The following is a 19048-nucleotide window of genomic DNA, read 5'->3' as shown; positions in this document are numbered from 1 at the left end:
TCGCGCTCGCGATGATTCGCGCGTACATCAGCCCCTGTATATCGGTCGCTCGCTTTGAGGTGGGCCCTGAAGTGGCAGCATGTTTTGACGCGCGGTTTATCGTACGCGCACCGGGGGGGAAGCCGCATGTCGACCTGAAGGGGGCGATTGTGGCGCAGCTGATCGAGGCCGGCCTGGCGCCGGCCGCCATCGAAGTGTCGCCCCACTGCACCCACACAGAGACGACCACGTTTTTTTCACACCGGGCCGAAGGAGGCGCCACGGGACGGATGATGGGATTTATAGGGATATGCGCATGATCAATCGATCGTCGTCGCTTGTGAAGCACGCCGAACTGTACCATACGCCGCGTTGGCTTCAAAGCGGCCATCTACAGACCGTTTACCCGATGTTCATGCGCCGCCTGCGCGCCGTGAGCTACCGCCGGGAGCGCATCGGGACATCGGATGGCGACTTTCTCGACCTCGACTGGGTGGGCGATGGGGGCTCGAAGCGGCTGGTGGTGATCAGCCATGGCCTGGAAGGCAGTTCGAGAAGCGGGTATGTGCGTGGGATGGCGCGCGCCTTCCTGGATCAGGGCTGGGATGCCCTCGCCTGGAACTACCGGGGCTGCAGCGGCGAAGTGAATCTCCGGCCGCGGTCCTACCACGCCGGGGCCACCGAGGATCTCGATACGGTCGTGTCCCACGCGATTTCGCTCGGTTACCACGACATCGTCCTCATTGGCTTCAGCCTCGGCGGCAACCTGACGCTTAAATATCTCGGCGAGCGCGGCGGCGATGCGCCGGCCGCCGTGCGCGGAGGCATCGCGTTTTCCGTGCCCTGTGATCTGGGGGCGTGCGCCGAGGCGCTCTCGCGGCCGGCCAACGCGGTGTATCAGTTCCGATTCATGCACCAGCTGCGGGGCAAGATTCGCAAGCTCGAAGCCCACTTCCCCGGGGAAGTAGGGCTCGAAGGGCTCGCCGCCCGCACCTTTCGGGAATTCGATAGCCACTTCACCGCACGTCTCCACGGCTTCGAAGACGCCGAAGCCTACTGGAAGAGCAGCAGCAGCAGGCAGTTCCTGCCCGGCATCCGTCGGCCGACGCTGCTCGTCAATGCCCTTGACGACCCCTTCTTGCCCCGTGCGTGTTACCCGGCCCGCGAGGCGGGCGCCAACCCGGCCCTCACGTTCGAGACGCCCCGACATGGCGGGCATGTAGGGTTTGTGCGGTTGGCCGCCGACAATCTGTACTGGTCGGAGCTGCGCGCGCTGGAGTTCGCCAGCCATTTTTGCGGGCTACACCCTGCTCCGACAAAAAAGACCTCACAAAAAGTTGCGGCCCCGACGCTACTGAAGCGGGTGAGTATGTAAGTGGGGCTACACGTTGTAGGTCATTTCGACTACAGCGTTTACAGCAAACACGCCTACAGCGCCATCGGTGATTTTCGATCTATCTTGTGGATGCATGACGGTGTTTCTGCACCGCACATGTCTGTCTACAGCACATCTCAAAGACAGTGACAGAGCGATAGCGTCGCAGCCAGGACCCGCCTTCCAGGTGGGGGGAAAGGGTCCTGGCTGTGAATTTTAGCGGTTTTCCAACTCCTCTTCGATCTTCCTCAACGGCCGGCGTATGCCGTTTCGCGCTGGCGCCGGCCTTCCGCCCAGTCCAGGCGAGCGCCCAGGTGTTTCCCCTACAGCGTGTACGCCATATCCGCTCCCCCCACCCCCGATGCATAATCACTTTTATAAGCCAGGGCTTACATCTGTAGGTGTTTTGTAGGGCACGAGGTTCCGCAGATATGCCTGCATACAGGCCTTGAGGGATGTTGTAGATTTCTTCCAGATCAGGGCCGCAAGATGGAGCGGTTCTGATTCACTTCTTTCTCAAGCATGTCTCCAGTTCGACCGCCGAGTGGATGGGTCGCACAAGAAAAGCTTCCGGGTGGGGGAAGCGCCTCTTGCGCATACGGCCTGAACGCTCCGCCGTTGGACATAGGCAAATCTGTCTCCGCACTTCAACAGACAGTGATAGAGCGATAGCGTCGTAGAGATGCCTGGCTTCCGGGTGGGGGAAGCCAGGCTCTCCGCGAGCTGAGTACACCCTTCTCTTTCGAACCTCTCTTCGCTCAGCTCCTCTCAGACATCCTCTCTCGAAAGATCCTTAGTGCGCACGACCCTTCTTTGCGTACCCGAGCCCGGCTCCGCATCCGCGGGGCCGGGTCTTTTCTTTTTTGGGGACACCCATCCGAAAATGAGCGCACGATGATATTTTTTGAACCGCTGGCTTAAATCATCCGCCGATCACATTTTTGCTCCCGCTTGTGGGCAACGGACCGATGCCCGCGGCCGCCAGTCCCCGTTCGGTCGATGATCGAGAATGCGCACCATGCCCCCCGCCCTGGTACTGCTCCGCGTACACGTCATTTTTAGTGTTCTACTGATCCTATTCGTCGCCGGCTGTCGTGAGTCGGACCGAGAAGGAAACGAACGGCAGCCGCTCCTGGCCATCGCCGTTTCGGCCCTGCCCGATACGATGGTGGCCCGCCTCCTGCTGGCCGAGGCCGGCGATTGGCTTCTGGCCGCGGAATACGATTCCGCCTGGCCGCCGATCGTACGCGCGAAACAGCTATATGCCGGCAGCCCTCAGGTCGAGGGTCAGTTTGAAACCGCCCTCCTGGAAGGTCGATTTCACCTGGATCAGGGGCGTTTCAATGACGCGTACGCCCTCGTCGATAGCGCCTTGACCTCGGCGCTTCCGGTCCTGGGTGAATACCATCCCCTCGTCGCCGACGCCTACGACATCCTGGGGAATAGTAGCCGCGTTCGAGGGGATCTGGACGCCGTGGAGCGCCACTTTTTTGACGCGTTGCGGATCCGGGAGACATTGTTTGGTGCGGAGTCGCCACGTGTCGCTGAAAGCCACCACCATATCGGACTGTATCATCACCTGAAAGGCGATCTGGAACAGGCGAAAGCCCACTATGAGCAGCGATTGGCATTGACAACAGCCCTCTCGGTCTCGGACAGCATGGGCATTGCCAGAACGCATAACAATCTCGCTTCCATCTACTCTAATCTGGGTAATATCGACCTTGCGCTGGCGAGCCACCAACAGGCGTTGCAGATACGTTTAGCCGTCTTGCCCGTCCATCACAATGACATGGCGTCAACGTATCATAATCTGGGCAACGTCTATCTGGTCTTGCATGATTACGAGCAGTCGCTGAGGTATTTCCAGCAGGCTATCACCATACGCGAGGTCTTGTTCGGCAAGACCCATATCGATATCGCCGGCGGGTACTACAGCATAGCGCGCGTGCACATCTACGAGGAAAAATACGACCGGGCTATCGAATATCTCGATCACGCGCTGGCGACCCTCGATACGCAGCAATACATGCGGCACCCGCTGATGCACCTGATTTTTCGCCAGAAATCAAGCGCCCAGATGAAGTTAGGTCACTATGATGAAGCCGAGGCACTCTTGCAGCAATCGAGTCAGATGGTGCAAGCTCAGTATGGTCAGGACCATCCGGATATGATACAGGCCCACCTCAGCCTGGGCTTGTTGCACGAGGAGAAAGGGGACATGATGGCTGCCATGCGTCAGTATGAGGAGGCGCATGCGATGAGTCTGCGCAGCCAGGGAGACCGGCGGAACGAGACGGCTGTCGCCCTGCTCAACATGGCTTCGGTATACAGAAAGTTGGGGAAAAAGGCGCAGGCGGTAGCGTCATTTGAGCGAGCGCTCGGAATACTCGAGGCGCGTGGTACGGAACGACGCACCATGGCGCAAGCGATCAATGAGTTAGGCGCCATGCAATCGGAGCCCGATGGCGATCCCGATGAGGCCATGGCCTTGTTGCAGAGGGCTATTTACGTCAATGTACCGGCGTTTGGCGACCAGAATCACTTATCTAATCCTGATATACGCACGCACCAAGCGGCCTCCGAGGACCGTCTCTTTGACACGCTCGTCCTAAAGGCCGGCGTGTTAACTACCCTCTTCGATCGCGAAGGGGAGGAGCGGTATGTGCGTGCCGCCTACGATGCCTACCGGCAGGCCGGCTACCTGGTGCAGGCCTATCTGCGCGAATTGTCGACCGAGGCGTCCCAACTAGCATGGGTCGAACGCACGCACGTCCTCTACGAGCCGGCGATCGGCACCGCCTTGCGGATGTTCCGGTTGACGGGCGACGCGGGCTATCAGGAGGCCGCGTTCGCGTTCGCCGAGCAGAGCCGGGGCCGTGTGCTAGCCTCCTCCATCACGGCGGCGCGCGCGCGGCACTATGCGAACATCCCGGATTCGCTCCTGGAACGCGAAGAAGACATCCGTCTACGCCTCACCTATTACACCCGCAGCCTCAAGGAAGAAGAAGGGCAACTCGATGCCGCGGACAGCGCTCGGGTGACTCTATGGAAAGGCAAGGTGTTCGCCCTGAAGCGGGAATACGAAGCACTGATCGCCGGCTTCGAATCCGCTTACCCCGCCTATTTCAAGCTCAAGCACCAGACGACCACGGCTTCGCTGGCCGACATCCAGGCTGCGCTCCATGGAACGGAGGATACACTCGTCGAATACTTCGTCGGAGCCGATTCGCTGTATGCCTTCGCGGTGACCGCGGCCAGCGTCGATGTCACCGCCACGGCGATTGACTCGACGTTGGCGGACGATGTGGAGACCTTGCGGACCGCGATCGTCGATCGCAACACTGCCGCATTCGCTGAAACCGGACACCGACTGTACCAACAACTTGTCGCGCCCTTGGCGCCGTTTATCCGAGGGACCCACGTCACCATTGTCCCCGACGCGTTTCTCAGCCAACTCCCCTTCGAGACCTTGTTGTCCGCGCCCGCCGCTGGCGGCGCACCGTCGTATACGGGCCTCCGGTATTTGCTGGACTCCTATTCCATCAGTTATGCCTACTCGTCGACCCTCTATGTCGATACCCGTGTGGAACACCCGCCGGCGGCCCGCAACTTCGTGGCGTTTGCGCCTGTGTTCATGGACGAACTTCTCGCCGGCACACGGGGGGCCGCCCTGCTCGCCGAAAACCTCCCCGCGCCCGATGGGGCGTTAAATCGCGGTTTCCTTCCGGCGACCTTCGATGAAGTCAAAAGCATTGAGAAGCTATTTGTAGCCAGCCGCGGTTGGCTGGGCGCACTGTTTGGAGGTAAAACGCGCGTATTTCTTGAGGAGCAGGCCACCGAAGCCAGCATTCGCGAGGCGCTGCGAGATTATCGCTTCGTCCACCTGGCCACCCATGCCTTTGTCAGTGAAGACGATCCGCTGCTCTCCGGCATCGTCCTACTCGACGATACTACCGGCGGGCACGACGGCGTGCTGGAACTTGCCGAGATCTACAACCTGGATTTAAACGCCGAACTCGTCACGCTGAGCGCCTGTCAGACGGGTCTCGGTCGGCAAATGCGTGGCGAAGGGCTGGTCGGGCTGACGCGCGGATTCCTCTTCGCCGGCGCCCGGAATGTACTCGTTTCCTTGTGGAACGTCCAGGATCAGACCACGGCTCGGCTCATGACTCATTTTTATGAAGGCGTGCTGGCCGGATTACCAAAGGGGGAAGCCCTGCGCGACGCCAAACGACGGCTCATCGCCTCGTCCGATCACCTGGCGGATCCATTCTACTGGTCGCCGTTTGTGCTGAACGGCCGCTAGCAGTGCTATTTCAACCAACAAACACCGTAAAGGAAAAAACTTCCTATACCGCGTTAATGAACGCGGCGCCGGCGTCGATACATCCATAAGCCGAGCGAAAGCAGTCGACCCCACCGGTTTTCCGCTTTTATACCACCCTCGACTGTATCGCACTGTCTGTTCTGAGAGGTGCAGGACGGAGGTCCTACCCCACCGTAGTGACCTCCGTCCATTCTCTTTGATGTGCTTACCAGATGTATCGGATTAGCTGCCTATACCTTAAGCGAAATCTAAGGTAGTGTTCTGTTGAGGACGCCGGCTGGGATGACGGTAGAGGAACGAGCGGATCCTCTGCCGTGGCTCCAACGCCATCATTTTGTGACACATCCAGCACAGTATGTTCGGAAAGGCGAGACAGTCGATCCGTATACTTTGTGAGAGCTCTGCCCCTGTGTGTCGGTGGTGTACCGCAACCGCAGTGTCACCGCGTCATCCCCCCGACGCCTGGTGAGAGCAGAGACCGTAGCAGCCCGCGCATCGCCCGCACAGCCCTGAGGCGAAGTCTCGACCTCGGCTCGTTTGTCGTTCAGCTTTGTCGTACAGTCGCGACACCCATACTACGCATTGCCCCGACAGCCGCCCCTCACCCCCCGGGCGCCGCTGCTGATTCCTCGAGTAGTTAGTGCATAACCGCGTATGAATGCTTCCCCAAAGCGCGAATTTGGCTTGGTGCTACTGGGCATTGTGTCGTCGGTAGTGTTCTTCGTTCTGGAGATCCTTACCTCTATCGGTGTCGCCGGCGGCGCACCGTACCTGCTCGTTACCGTCTCGACCCTGTGGATCTATAGCCGGCATCAAACGATCCTGCTGGCGATCCTGGCTTCGGCCCTTTCTGTTTTTGCCTTTCTGGTAACTCTCGGCGATGAGAGCTTCTTCTTCGATGCCCTCGTCCGCGCCATTGCCCTCGTTGCTATCTGGGGCCTTACCGTCGCCTCTCTGCGCGTCAAGCGGTTTTTCGGGCAGATCGACGCCCAGAAGAAGCGGATGGACACCACTATCGAGGCGCGCACGCGCACGGAACGCGCGCAACTCAGCCGGGAGAATCGCGACCTCCAGCAGGAGCTCATGGTTCGCGACCAGGTGAACCAGGAGCTGCTCGAAAAAGAAGCCCATTTTCGCCAGATTGCCGACTCCGTGCCCGCGCTTATCTGGATGTCCGGCCCTGATCAGGGTTATACCTACTTCAACCGGATCTGGCTCGAATTCACCGGCCGGCGCCTCAACGACGAACTGGGCACGGGCTGGACGCAGTCGCTCCATGGCGACGATCTGCGCAACTACCAGGCGAGTTATTACAGTGCATTCGACCAGCAAAAACCGTTTACCATCGAATACCGGCTGCTTCGCGCCGACAATTCCTACCGGTGGATACTGGACTCGGGTGCGCCTCGGTACACGGCCAGCGGCGAATTCACCGGCTACATCGGGTCGTGTATCGACATCACCGAAAAGAAACAGATGGAGGAAGTGGTGCGGCACAGCGAGGAGCGGTACCGCACCGTGGTCGAGAACCAGATCGAATTCGTCTACCATTTCCGGCCGGATACGTCGCTGACCTTCGTCAACGAAGCCTATTGCCGGTATCTCAACAAGGCCAATGATGAACTGGTTGGGAAGAGTTTTCTGAGTCTGCTGCCGGAAAACTACCGCACCCATGCCCGTGAACAGATCGCCGGGCTGATCGTGGACCCGAAGACGGTCCAGACCGAGCGCTCGTTGGAAAAGCCGGACGGCAGTGTCGAATGGCAGCTCTGGCAGGACCACCCTATCCTCGACGACGAAGGCAATGTGATCGAGTTTCAGTCGGTGGGCCGCGACATCACCAAGCTGAAGGTGGCGCAGGAGAAGCTGGTCCGCTATGCCCGCGATCTGGAGGTGGCGAAAACCAAACTCGAGAAGCAGAAACAGCAGTTGACGCAAACGGTCGATAAACTGCGCGAGGCCCGTGAAGAGGCTGAGGCCGCCACCCGCGCCAAGAGCGACTTTCTGGCCAACATGAGTCACGAGATCCGGACGCCGATGAGCGGCATCCTTGGCTACGCGGACATCCTGCTCGATACCCTGCTGGACGACACCCAGCGCGAATTTGCAAACACGATCCAGGCCAATGGCAAGCGGCTGCTGAATCTGCTCAACGATATCCTCGATTTCTCAAAGATCGAATCGGGCCACATGGAGTTGGAGCACCGGCCGTTCCAGATCCGGACGCTTGTCAAGGGGGTCGTCGAACTGATGGCGCCCCGAGCGATCGAAAAAGGTCTGGACCTGCGCAGCCGCGTCGACGCCATCGTACCGGAAATGATCGTGGGCGACGAGACGCGCATCAGCCAGATCCTCGTCAATTTGCTCTCGAATGCCCTCAAATTCACGGAAAAAGGCGATGTGAGCGTGCAGCTCTCGAGTGCGGCCGTGGACGATACCCACATCCAACTCCACCTGGCCGTGCGAGACACCGGAATCGGGATCAGCCGAGAGAGCCAGAATGAAATCTTCGAAGTGTTTACCCAGGCCGATGCCTCGACGACGCGACGTTTCGGGGGAACGGGGCTCGGACTCGCCATCTGCCGGCGGCTCGCCGAACTCATGGATGGCAGGATCTGGGTCGAAAGCGAACCGGGCATTGGCTCCGTTTTTCACGTGGCGCTGATCCTGGAAGTGGAGGTTGTCCAGCACGTCGTGTATAAGCCCGAAGCACCTGCCGTGTCCGATTCCAGTGTGCAAGTACTGATCGTGGACGACGACGACATCAGCCGGCAACGGCTCCAGCGCCAGGCTGAATCGTGGGGGATGACGGTGCTCGATACCGGTAGCCCGATCGAAGCCCTCAAATGGATCGACGAAGGCGAGCGCTTCGGGGCCGTGGTCGTGGATCTGAAAAATGAAATCTACTCCAGCCACGAGTTTGCCCGTCAACTGCGGCAGTTCCGTTCCAGCGCCGACCTACCGCTCATCGTGCTCGACGATGGCCGCGTGCAACATCGTGGAGCTCAGGTGGACGCCGTGTATCTCTTGAAACCTGTCAGCATGTCCCACTTTCACAGCCTGCTGCGCAGCGTTTTCCGGAAGCGCGTTGAAGACACGCCGGCTCGCACCGTGCCGATATCGGGTGGATCCGGCGATGGAGGGTATGGTAAGCTTCGCATTCTGCTTGCAGAAGATGAGATGACGAACGAGAAGCTGGCCGATCACATGCTGCGCGACCTGGGGCACCATGTTGATGTCGTTCGCGATGGCGTGGAGGCGGTTCGCGCCGTCATCGAAGCCCCTTACGATGTCGTGTTGATGGACTTGCAGATGCCCGGGCTGGACGGGCTGTCGGCCACCCGACGCATTCGCGCCGAGTTGAACGACGCGACACGCCCCTACATCATCGCCTTCACAGCCCGAGTCATGCCCAGCGACCGCGAAGATTGCCTCTCCGCCGGCATGAACGACTATCTCGCCAAACCCTTTTCGGCCCGCGAATTAAAGGCCGCGCTGGACCGCAGCCAATCGGCTTCCCGGCGAGTTCCTACCTTCACAGAGCACTGAGCACGTTACCGACATCCGTTGTCGCTCCATTCTCTCAACCCGTTCGGGCCCTGCTCGGACGGGTTTTTGCTTTTCTGTAATATATGTTCAACATGTGTGACACAGGGTTGTCATCAGGGCGTCACTATTCTGGCCCCATCGAACCCCAAAGCAGGCGCATCATGCAACGACTTGAAATCATCCCACGTACCGGCCCGGGCACGCCATGTCGGATCTATCCCATAACCCTCGCCGGCGAACGCGACGCCGGAGTCGACGGATTACGGGCTGAAACCGCGCGCAGGCATGGCGTGGGGTTGGCATTATATACGTTTCGTCCCATTGTTGGCCCTGTGTTCGGGCGATCACCTCGGATGCACATTGTCCGGTCGGGCGGCCCGGCCGGGGGCGGATGGACGGCCGCCTGAATGGTCGCCTGAATGGTCGCTGCGACATCCGGCACCGGTGCTTTTCTGAAAGGCGTTTTGGCCGATATGACAAAGAGCTGTGCGAGGTAGTCGGGCCTGCCGGCCTGGAACGTCCCGCTCCAGCCGTCGTTCGAACCTGCCAACCCATTGCTCATCGCCAGGAGATCTCCTATCCGATAGACTGATACCATACGTCTCTTCTTTTCTCAGTCTATAGCCCGGTTGCAGTGCATGATGCGCTTCGCCTCTCTTTTTCTTGTCTGTCTCCTGGTATACAGTAGCCGCCCGGCCGTCGCCCAGAACTGGGGCGAAGTGGAGGGTCATGTGACCGAACAGTCCACGGGCCGGCCGATCCCCGGCGCGACAGTGCTCGTTGATGGCACCAACTACGGCACGGCGGCTGATGAGGCCGGATATTACCACGTTCGCCTTCCCGCTCGCCGATACGCGCTGCGCTTCTCGTCGGTCGGGTACCTGCCGCACGTCGACTCCGTCACGGTGGTCCGGGATCGGGTAGTCACACTCGACGCACGCCTGGGCGAGGAACGCCTGGAGATGGAAGGCATCACCGTGGAGGATGCCGCCGGCTATCAGGATGCCGGCGTCTATGAGCTCGACCCCGCGGCCATCCAGAGGATACCTACCCCGCTCAAGGACGGGTATCAGGCGTTGAAAGTCGTACCCGGCGTGGTGACGAACAACGAGTTATCGAGCCAGTACTCGGTGCGGGGCGGTGGTTTTAATGAGAATCTGATCTTCCTGAACGGTTTTGAAGTGTACATGCCATTTCGTCCGCGCCAGGGCGAGCAGGAAGGGTTGGGCCTTTTTAATGCCGAGATGGCCGAGCGGGTGACGTTTTATACCGGCGGTTTCCCGGCGCGGTATGGCGGCAAACTCTCGTCGGCGCTGGATGTGCAGTACCGCCGGCCGGCCGGCGAGCCGCTGAGCGCCTCCGCCTCGCTATCGCTCCTCGATGCCTCCGCCACCGCCTCGTCGTCGCTCCTCGGGGGGCGCATGGGCTGGGTGGCCGGCTTTCGGAAGGCACGCGCGCGTTACCTGTTCAGCACCCAGGAGCTGAAGGGAAATTACGAGCCCGACTATACCGACGTCCAGCTCTTCACCACCTACCAGCTTTCGCCCCGCCACGACCTCGAGGCGATGGGCATCTGGGCGGAGCATGTGTTCAGCCTCGACCCGAGTAATAAGCGGACGTTTTTTGGGACCGTCAGTCAGGACCCCCGCGTCCCCTCCAACCTCCAGTCGCTCTGGCTCGATTTCACCGGTGAGGAGCGAGACGGCTATGCCACCCGCTTCGGCGGCTTCCGGGTGAACAGCCAGCTGGGCCGCCGGCTGCGGGCGATGCATGACGTGTCGTATTTTCGGACGGTTGAAGAGGAGCGTTTCGACATCTCGGGTTCGGCCGTGCTCTACCTCGTCGACCCCGGCAGCGACCCGGACAACAACACGGATTTCCTGGCCACGGGCATCTCACGCACGGAAGACGAAGCGGATAACCGGATCGGTGTGGACACCTGGACGGCGCAGAGCCGCTGGCTGTTGGGGTTGGACCGACACGCGTTCGAGGCCGGCGGTTTCGCCCGCAACCTCCAGTTCAGCGACCGGCTGACGGAAAAATCCGTTATCATCGGTCGCTCACAGGAGGGCGATGTCGTCCGCATCGTCGTCGACAGCCTCGACGGCGCCGCGACACTGGACGCGTGGCAGGCCGGCTTTTACGTGCAAGACGCCATCGACCTCCTGCCTGAATCCGGCCGGCTGGTCCTGACGGGCGGTTTGCGGTCGGACTATTACTCCTTCAATGGTGAGTGGACGATATCCCCTCGTCTCTCGGCTCGCTTCCTGGCCTCGGACCAAACAACGCTCACAGCGTCGGCCGGTATCTACTACCAGGCGCCGGCGTATCGCGAGTTGCGCGGCGAGCCGGACCCTGCGATCAACCTGCTCGACAACCTGAACCGCGACCTGCGTTCCCAGCGCTCGTTTCAGGTGGTGGCCGGCGTCGAACGGTTCCTGCCGCAGTCCCGTCTCTATCTGCGCGCAGAGGGCTATTACAAGGACCTCAAACACGTCGTCTCCTACGACATCGAGAACGTCCGAGTGGTCTACTCCGGCGAAAACGATGCGGAGGGGGAGTCCTTCGGATTGGACCTCCAACTTCGGGGCGAATTTGTGCCCGGGCTCGAGAGCTGGGCGAATTACAGCTTTTTGATGTCCCGCGAGCGGTTCTTGCCGGCGTTCCAGGACGACTTCAAGCGCGGCAGCAACCCCCGACCCTCGGATCAGCGCCACACAGTGTCGATCTACATCGCCGACTATATTCCGGGGGACGAAACGTGGAAACTCCATCTCCGCACCCTGTTCGGGAGCGGGCTGCCGTATACCCCGCCCATCGAGGGCGAGCGAATCGGCAATATTGTCACCCAGATTCCCGGGGAGCGGTTTTCGGCCCGCTACCAGCGCTATTTCCGGTTCGACATGGGCATCACGAAAGAGGTCGTGGTCGCCGAACGCCGCGGTCGCTCCCCCGTGGCGCTGGAGATCACCGGGGAGATTTTGAACGTCTTCAACATGGTCAATACCGTCGCCTATTCCTGGATTCCGAGGAGTGACGGGATCTGGACCCGCGTCCCGACCCGGTTGACGCCGCGCACCATCAACGTGCGGATGGGATTACGGTTTTAAGAGGGATTGCCCGGCACCCCGGGTTTGTTTATGGTAGTCGACATGAAAACCCGTTTATCCGCTAGATTTCGCCGGCTGGTCCTCACCCTGGCCCTCCTCACTGTAGTCGTCGCTTCCCCCGTTTCCGCGCAGGAAGCCCGAAAACGCGCGACGCCCGGCAAGGCGTTCGCGGCGAGCCTGTTGCTGCCCGGTCTCGGGCACCGGTATGCGCAGGAGGGGTCGTGGCGAGGACGGGCGACGCTGTTTGCCGCTGCCGACATCGGGCTCTGGATGGGACTCTTCGGCGCCAACTGGCAGCAGCAGCAGCGGGTGCAGAGTTATGAGACCCTTGCCGTTACACACGCGAACGCCCTCATTGACGGGAAGGACCGGGCGTTTTATCTGAACCTGGCCACGTACCCGTCGTCGGACGCCTACCTTGAAGCCCAGCTGCGCAATCGCGCCTGGAATCGGCTGGATTATGTGAGTACGCGGGATTTTCAGTGGGAATGGGCGTCGGAAGCGGACTTTCAGGATTACCGCTCGCTTCGCAACGACGCCGAGACGCTGGGCCGGCGGCGCTCGATCTACGCGGCGCTCCTCTTGGCCAATCGGTTATTCGCCGGGATTTCGGCCGTGGTGCAGGCCGGCAAGGCGAATGCGCCGGACCTATCGATCGCGCTGTCGCCACCGGCCGATGCGAAGTCGCCGCCGGGGGTGCACGTGACGCTTAAGCTGTAGCTTTGGAATCATGGCCGTCGGGAGCACGGCCGTGCGCCCCTACGGGGTTGGCTGACGGATCCGTCGAGAAGGGATCCGTGAATCCCCCCAAATAGGGGTCATCCTGAGCTTGTCGAAGGACCCCTCGGACAATCGGGAGGTCCCCCCGCCTTCGCGGGGGCAGGCTTTCGACTACGCTCAGGATGACCCCTATCAAGGCCGCGTCCGCAGCACCTCTTCCAGCGGTTTGCGTTTCGTCTCGGGCACCTCCGCCGGGTAGCCGTACCAGAACAGGCCGACCACTTCTTCCTGGTCGATGTCGATCGCGAGCAGGTCGTAAAACCGCGGGTCGCGGATGACATCTCCCGTGGCCCATTTCATGCCGATGCCCTCGTTCCACAGGAAAAGCATCGCATTCTGAATGGCGCAGCAGCAGGCGGCGTAGTCTTCCTTCATCCGCATCGGTTTATCCGATCGCTGGCAGGTGACGACAAGCCAGCCCGGTATTTCGAGCCAGCGGGTGCGTTTGGAGGCCGCGCCGCCGGCACCGAGCGTTTTCGTCAGGATCTCAGTGTTGAGCTCGACGATGGCATCCGCCGTGGGCCGGCCGATGAGGTAAAACCGCCACGGCTCCGTCAATTTATGGTTTGGCGCCCAGCGGGCGAGTTCGAGCGCGCGGCGGATGGCGGCCTCGGGCGGAGGTTCGAGCAGGAAGGTGTGAATGGTACGGCGCGACGCGATGAGTTCGGCCAGCGAGTCGGTGTCGAGCGCGGTTTGTTCGCGAGGCATTGGGACGGTAGCATGGGTGTTTGCGATAAAAAAAGGCCGACTCCTGGGAGTCGGCCGGGTTGTACACGGGAGGAAGAGGGAAAGGTTCTGCGGCCCGGCAAGACGTTACGCGTTGAACATTTTCGCGTTAAACGCTCGCGGTAACGCGAAACGTCGTTAGTCAGTTGTAAACCGGGCGGAGTTCCGAGGCGTCGACCAGGAGCAGCGCCGTCATCACGGTTTCCCCCGGGAAGGAGGGCATATTCGAGCTATAGACTTCCTGGACGCCGATGGTCACGTGGTACCCCAATTCGTGCGCGGTGTGATAGAGGACGCCGCATATCTGCTCGATCCGCCGGCCCTGTTTGAAAGCATGGACGGCGGCGGACTGGAGCTGGCCTTCGATGAACGGCGCGGCCCGGGTAAGGAACTGTAGGACGGGTGGGAAGCGTCGCACGACAGGAACGTGCTCGGCGGCCTCGTTGGTGGTGGAGGCAGCGTCACGGCTGGAATGATCGGATCCCTGGTTGGCATGCAGGCCCGATACGATGAGGGCGTACTTCATGATACGATGGGGATGGGGGCAATTACGTGGGGGCGAGCGGAATACGCTACATAGGCTGTATCGGCCGGCGCTGAACAAGCTTAAGTCGGGCGATCAAATGCCGATCCGCGGCGCCGCATCGAAATCTTGGCGAAGGAGATCCGATTGCAGGATCCTGCGTAGAAGGAGGCCGATGCAGGCAAAGCGGGGTTGACATCCGCCAAAGTCCTGCGATATATTGCGCGTCCTTTCGGGTCCTTAGCTCAGTTGGTTAGAGCGCTACGTTGACATCGTAGAGGTCGGTGGTTCGAATCCACTAGGACCCACACATCCCCTGTTGGCCGATGGCCGGCAGGGGTTTTTTTATTGCCGGGCGGGAGTCCGTTCGAGGACGTAACAACGTAGAGAGATTCTTGCGCCGAAAGAGGTAGATAGGAAAGCGAACAGCCCTCAAGTGGTCATAACCATCGCTCCGTGAAGGCTGCAAGAGCAGGAACAACACGCACGAAATACCCACTGTCGTTCACCACCGTCTGGTCAGGCGTGACGTCGCGAAGCGACGGAGCATCGTAGCCCCCGTATTCTTTTTATGCGTGGGCGTGGTGAAGAGTGAAAGCGCCCTGGTCAGGGTGAATTGTAGCGCGGTCGCTCCTGGAGGTGGTTCGGCTTCGATCGATACCGATCGCAGGCTCACCATGACAGGCTTTTAGTAAGCATGGCTTCCATCTGAACGGTTTCCACGGTCTTCAAAACTCCTCAACGCCTGACCCGGGGGAACATCCCGGCCCGGTCCAGGCGTCTGCAGGGCATACCCAACCGCCGATCCCCATGCGCTACCTCCCCTTCCTATTGCTTTGCCTGGCCTTCGCGCCGCCCGCACCCGCCCAGGTCTACCGCACCGAAACTGGCAAGGCCGCCTTCACCGGCGAGATCCCGGTCAACTCCTTCACCGGGATCTCCGAGGTACTTGTCGGCCAGATCAGCCTTATCGATCGGTCGGTTTCCTTTACCCTCCCACTGGCCACGCTCGACACAGGGATCAAGAAACGCGACCGGGACATGCGTAGGGCGCTGCAGACAAGCCATTTCCCGGACGCTGTGTTCGAGGGCCGGCTGGTGTCCGATTTCGACCTCGGCATTCCCGAAATCCAGCCAGCCCTCGTTCGTGGCACGATGACGATGCACGGCGTCAGCCAGGAGATCGAGGTGGCGGGTGGACTGCAGGTGATGCCGGATGGGCTGATGGTGACGGCCACGTGGGACCTGAACATGACCGACTACAAGATCTCGCCGCCGCGGATGCTGGTGATGAAGGTGGCGGATACGGTGGAGCTGCGGATAGAGGCCTTACTGGCGCCCGCTGATGCCCCGTGATGATTTCGTGGATGGGGGCACGGGCGTATCCAATGGGCCGGCTTGTTCGTACCATGAGGCGTCTTATTCCCACACCATCGTGGAGGCCTGATATGAAACGCTATACGTTATCCTCCCTCATCGTCACGGCCGTCCTGGCCCTGTTCTGGGCCCTCGTCATCGCCAATACCCTCATCGGGCAGTTGGATGCGGGGGTGACGTATCTCGATCTGGGCGCTGTATTCGTGCTGGGTGGTATCGCCGGCGCGGCGCTGGGCGTGGCGTTGTACCGAAAGCTGAAGCAGGCGAAGGTGATTGCATGAGAAATGGTTGAGATTAGCATATTTCATACGTAAGTGGGTCATCCCCGCGCAGGCGGGGAACCAGGAAAATGCCAGTCTGATGGCTGGGTCCCCGCCTTCGCGGGGATGACTTGCTCCTTATGCAACATGCAAATCTCGAAGGTTTCTGACGGATAAGGCCGAATTTGCATCAATTATTAATCGCGGCGTCGAAACGGGCCGGGATCCTCGTGTCGTCCGACCGGGTATGTCCGGATCCCTTATACGTCTACACCCGTTGCGAGGCCTGTGCGCCTCGTCTCATCCGCCATGATCAAGATTACGCTGCCTGATGGATCGGTCCTGGAAATGGACGCCGGCGTGACCGGCCAGGCGATTGCCGAGGGCATTTCGGATGGCCTGGCGCGGATGGCGCTGGCGATCAACGTGAACGGCGAGGTATGGGACCTCGGCCGGCCCATCGACCGCGATGCCCGGGTGCAGATCCTCACGTGGCGCGATGCGGAAGGGCGGATGGCCTACTGGCACTCGTCGGCCCACCTCCTGGCCGAGGCGCTCGAAGCGTTGTATCCGGGGGTGCAGTTTGGCATCGGGCCAGCGATCGAGAACGGGTTTTATTACGACATCGACCTTGGGGACCGCAAGCTCGGCCCCGACGACCTCGCGGCCATCGAGGCGAAGATGACCGAGCTTTCGAAGCGCGACGTGCCCTTCCGCCGGCGCGCGGTGTCGAAGCAAGAGGCCGTCGACTACTTCACAAAAAAGGGCGACGGCTACAAGCTGGAGCTCATTGCCGATCTGGAAGACGGCGCCATCACGTTTTACGAGCAGGGCGGGTTTGTCGATCTGTGCCGTGGCCCGCACGTGCCGTCGACGGGGCTCATCAAAAACCCGAAGCTGCTCAACATCGCCGGCGCCTACTGGCGCGGGGACGAAAAGCGGCCGCAGCTTACCCGCATCTACGGCATCACCTTCCCGAAGAAGAAGGAGCTGGACGAGTACATCGAGCGTATCGAACTCGCGAAGCAGCGCGACCACCGCAAGCTGGGAAAGGAGCTGGAGTTGTTTACCTTCAGCGCCAAGGTGGGTCCGGGCCTGCCCATGTGGCTGCCCAAAGGCGCCGTGCTGCGCGAGAACCTGGCTGATTTCTTGAAGCGCGAGCAGGTGAAGCGCGGGTATCAGCCGGTGGTGACACCGCATATCGGCCGGCTCGAGTTGTACCAGACCAGTGGGCACTACCCCTATTATAAGGACAGCCAGTTCCCGCCCATGTTCGAGGATGCGGAGCAGCAGGAGGGGTATCTCCTCAAGCCCATGAACTGCCCGCACCATACCCAGATCTACGCGAGCAAGATGCACTCGTACCGGGATTTGCCGGTGCGGTACGCCGAGTTCGGCACCGTGTACCGCTACGAACAGTCCGGCGAACTGGGCGGCCTGACCCGCGTGCGCGGGTTTACGCAGGACGACGCGCACATCTTCTGCACCGACGACCAGGTGAAGGCAGAGTTCAAGAGCGTGATCGATCTGACGCTGACCGTATTGTCTGCCCTCGAGTTTACAGACTTCAAGGCCCAGATCTCTCTGCGCGATCCGGCGAACAAGGATAAATACGTCGGTGAAGATAGCCAGTGGGAGCGGGCCGAGCAAGCGATTCGGGAGGCGGCGGTCGAGATGAACCTGAACGCATTCGAGGCCGAAGGCGAGGCCGCTTTTTATGGACCGAAGCTCGATTTCATGGTGAAGGATGCGCTCGGCCGGGAGTGGCAGCTGGGCACGGTGCAGCTGGACTACAACCTGCCGCAGCGGTTCGATCTCACCTACATCGGTGAGGATAACGAAAAACACCGTCCGGTCATGATCCACCGCGCGCCGTTTGGCTCGATGGAGCGGTTCATCGGCGTGTTGATCGAACATTGCGGGGGCAATTTCCCGACCTGGCTGGCGCCGGTACAGGTGGCGGTGCTGCCGATCAGCCTCGACATGAACGCATACGCAACAGCCGTCCATAACCGATTGATCGAGGCCGGCTTCCGGTCGGAACTCGATCTGCGGAACGAGAAGATTGGCTATAAAATCCGCGGCGCCGAAGTACAGAAGGTGCCGTTCATGCTGGTCCTGGGCCGCAAGGAGGCCGAGGAGGGTACCGTCGCCGTGCGGCAGCACCGTGTGGGCGCGCAGGAATCGATGACGCTGGATGGATTCCTGGCTCATCTGAAACGCGAGGCCACTTCAGGGATTCGCCAGGCTTGACGGCTCGGACGAAACCTCGGACGGGCCCGCGCGTGAGATCTTCCTATTATTCGGGGGACGCCCCGTCGACGTGAGGTCCCGTGAGGACCGTCGCGCAACGCCTTTTTTAGCGAATCGAACCGCAGAATGAGTCTGAAAAAAACACCTCAAGCACCATCTAACAGAACTCGCATCAATAACGAGATTCGCGCCGCGAAAGTCCGCGTAGTCGATCCTAATGGCAAGCACGGCGTGTATTCGCTCGAAGAAGCGCTGGCTCTCGCGGAGAATTACGGAGTCGACCTGGTGGAAATCGCGCCCGAAGCCGATCCGCCCGTGTGTAAGGTGGTCGACTACGGCAAGTATATTTACGAGCAGCAGAAGAAGGAGAAGGAGGCGCGTAAGAAGTCCCACGCGGTGGTCCTCAAGGAGATTCGTTTCCGTCCGCAGACGGACACGCACGACTTTGATTTCAAGGCCAAACACGCCCGCCAGTTTCTGGAAGAGGGGAACATGGTGAAGGCCTGGGTGCAGTTCCGGGGCCGCGACATCCTGTACAAGGAGCATGGCGATCAGTTGCTCAAGCGGTTCATCGAGGAGTTGAAGGACGTCGGTAAGGTCGATCAGCCCCCGCGTATGGAGGGCCGGCGTATGACGATCATCATGGCGCCGACCAAGAAAAAAGCCTGATCAGTGCAAATTGCAAGGTTAATACTTCGGACACTTTTTGTAGCTCGACCGTTCCTGACGATCAGGCCCCTCCTCGATCCGAGGAGGGGCAAATCCCGTCGGCGCGTAGCGGTGACG

At 60.6% G+C, this 19048-nt stretch carries 12 protein-coding genes and 1 tRNA gene; 11 read left to right on the top strand and 2 right to left on the bottom strand.

Annotated elements, in window-relative coordinates; all coding sequences use genetic code 11:
* From SH809_12395 to SH809_12370, 6 genes are all read left to right on the top strand, one after another.
* Positions 1-299, top strand: a 299-nt coding sequence (locus tag SH809_12395) for a laccase domain-containing protein (protein MDZ4700498.1), incomplete at its 5' end; no start/stop codon positions are given.
* On the top strand, positions 296-1354 hold the full coding sequence (locus SH809_12390; GenBank protein ID MDZ4700497.1) for an alpha/beta fold hydrolase: 1059 nt from the start codon (positions 296-298) through the stop codon (positions 1352-1354). The genes SH809_12395 and SH809_12390, both read left to right, overlap by 4 nt.
* Positions 1355-2372: 1018 nt before the next feature.
* Positions 2373-5663: a CHAT domain-containing tetratricopeptide repeat protein gene (locus tag SH809_12385; protein ID MDZ4700496.1), complete on the top strand. Its 3291-nt coding sequence runs from the start codon at positions 2373-2375 to the stop codon at positions 5661-5663.
* Positions 5664-6338: 675 nt separating this feature from the next.
* A complete protein-coding gene (locus tag SH809_12380) occupies positions 6339-9233 on the top strand; it encodes a PAS domain S-box protein (protein ID MDZ4700495.1) in 2895 nt (964 codons plus the stop codon).
* A gap of 638 nt (positions 9234-9871) precedes the next feature.
* Positions 9872-12343 carry a TonB-dependent receptor gene (locus tag SH809_12375; protein MDZ4700494.1) on the top strand — a complete coding sequence of 824 codons (2472 nt, stop codon included), beginning with the start codon at positions 9872-9874 and terminating at the stop codon, positions 12341-12343.
* Between the two features lie 42 nt (positions 12344-12385).
* Positions 12386-13063: a hypothetical protein gene (locus SH809_12370; GenBank protein MDZ4700493.1), complete on the top strand. Its 678-nt coding sequence runs from the start codon at positions 12386-12388 to the stop codon at positions 13061-13063.
* A 192-nt stretch (positions 13064-13255) separates the two neighbouring features.
* On the opposite strand, the gene SH809_12365 is transcribed toward SH809_12370, so the two are convergent.
* Together SH809_12365 and SH809_12360 are read right to left on the bottom strand one after the other, a co-directional pair.
* Positions 13256-13831, bottom strand: coding sequence for a nitroreductase (locus tag SH809_12365; GenBank protein ID MDZ4700492.1), 576 nt, complete (start codon positions 13829-13831; stop codon positions 13256-13258).
* Positions 13832-13991: 160 nt separating this feature from the next.
* Positions 13992-14375 (bottom strand): hypothetical protein, encoded by a 384-nt coding sequence (locus tag SH809_12360; protein MDZ4700491.1) that lies wholly within the window; start codon positions 14373-14375, stop codon positions 13992-13994.
* 231 nt (positions 14376-14606) lie between these two features.
* Here SH809_12360 and SH809_12355 point away from each other — a divergent pair.
* From SH809_12355 to infC, 5 genes are all read left to right on the top strand, one after another.
* Positions 14607-14680: transfer RNA gene (locus SH809_12355), tRNA-Val, on the top strand.
* Between the two features lie 502 nt (positions 14681-15182).
* Positions 15183-15728 carry a YceI family protein gene (locus SH809_12350; GenBank protein MDZ4700490.1) on the top strand — a complete coding sequence of 182 codons (546 nt, stop codon included), beginning with the start codon at positions 15183-15185 and terminating at the stop codon, positions 15726-15728.
* Between the two features lie 92 nt (positions 15729-15820).
* Complete coding sequence (locus SH809_12345) at positions 15821-16030, top strand: hypothetical protein (GenBank protein MDZ4700489.1); 210 nt, start codon at positions 15821-15823, stop codon at positions 16028-16030.
* Positions 16031-16318: 288 nt separating this feature from the next.
* Positions 16319-18262 carry a threonine--tRNA ligase gene (gene thrS, locus SH809_12340; protein MDZ4700488.1) on the top strand — a complete coding sequence of 648 codons (1944 nt, stop codon included), beginning with the start codon at positions 16319-16321 and terminating at the stop codon, positions 18260-18262.
* 126 nt (positions 18263-18388) lie between these two features.
* Positions 18389-18931, top strand: a complete 543-nt coding sequence (gene infC, locus SH809_12335; GenBank protein MDZ4700487.1) for a translation initiation factor IF-3 — start codon at positions 18389-18391, stop codon at positions 18929-18931.
* Positions 18932-19048 lie beyond the last annotated feature (117 nt).

This window comes from Rhodothermales bacterium (assembly GCA_034439735.1).
Lineage (GTDB): Bacteria > Bacteroidota > Rhodothermia > Rhodothermales > JAHQVL01 > JAWKNW01.
The sequence above is the reverse complement of the archived record's forward strand: the minus strand, read 5'-3'. Positions and strand labels throughout refer to the sequence as shown.

Coding starts and splice junctions, on each gene's coding strand:
- SH809_12390 (MDZ4700497.1), top strand. CDS start 296: ATGATCAATCGATCGTCGTCGCTTGTGAAGCACGCCGAACTGTACCAT.
- SH809_12360 (MDZ4700491.1), bottom strand. CDS start 14,375: ATGAAGTACGCCCTCATCGTATCGGGCCTGCATGCCAACCAGGGATCC.
- infC (MDZ4700487.1), top strand. CDS start 18,389: ATGAGTCTGAAAAAAACACCTCAAGCACCATCTAACAGAACTCGCATC.
- SH809_12385 (MDZ4700496.1), top strand. CDS start 2,373: ATGCCCCCCGCCCTGGTACTGCTCCGCGTACACGTCATTTTTAGTGTT.
- SH809_12375 (MDZ4700494.1), top strand. CDS start 9,872: ATGATGCGCTTCGCCTCTCTTTTTCTTGTCTGTCTCCTGGTATACAGT.
- SH809_12370 (MDZ4700493.1), top strand. CDS start 12,386: ATGAAAACCCGTTTATCCGCTAGATTTCGCCGGCTGGTCCTCACCCTG.
- SH809_12350 (MDZ4700490.1), top strand. CDS start 15,183: ATGCGCTACCTCCCCTTCCTATTGCTTTGCCTGGCCTTCGCGCCGCCC.
- SH809_12365 (MDZ4700492.1), bottom strand. CDS start 13,831: ATGCCTCGCGAACAAACCGCGCTCGACACCGACTCGCTGGCCGAACTC.
- SH809_12380 (MDZ4700495.1), top strand. CDS start 6,339: ATGAATGCTTCCCCAAAGCGCGAATTTGGCTTGGTGCTACTGGGCATT.
- thrS (MDZ4700488.1), top strand. CDS start 16,319: ATGATCAAGATTACGCTGCCTGATGGATCGGTCCTGGAAATGGACGCC.
- SH809_12345 (MDZ4700489.1), top strand. CDS start 15,821: ATGAAACGCTATACGTTATCCTCCCTCATCGTCACGGCCGTCCTGGCC.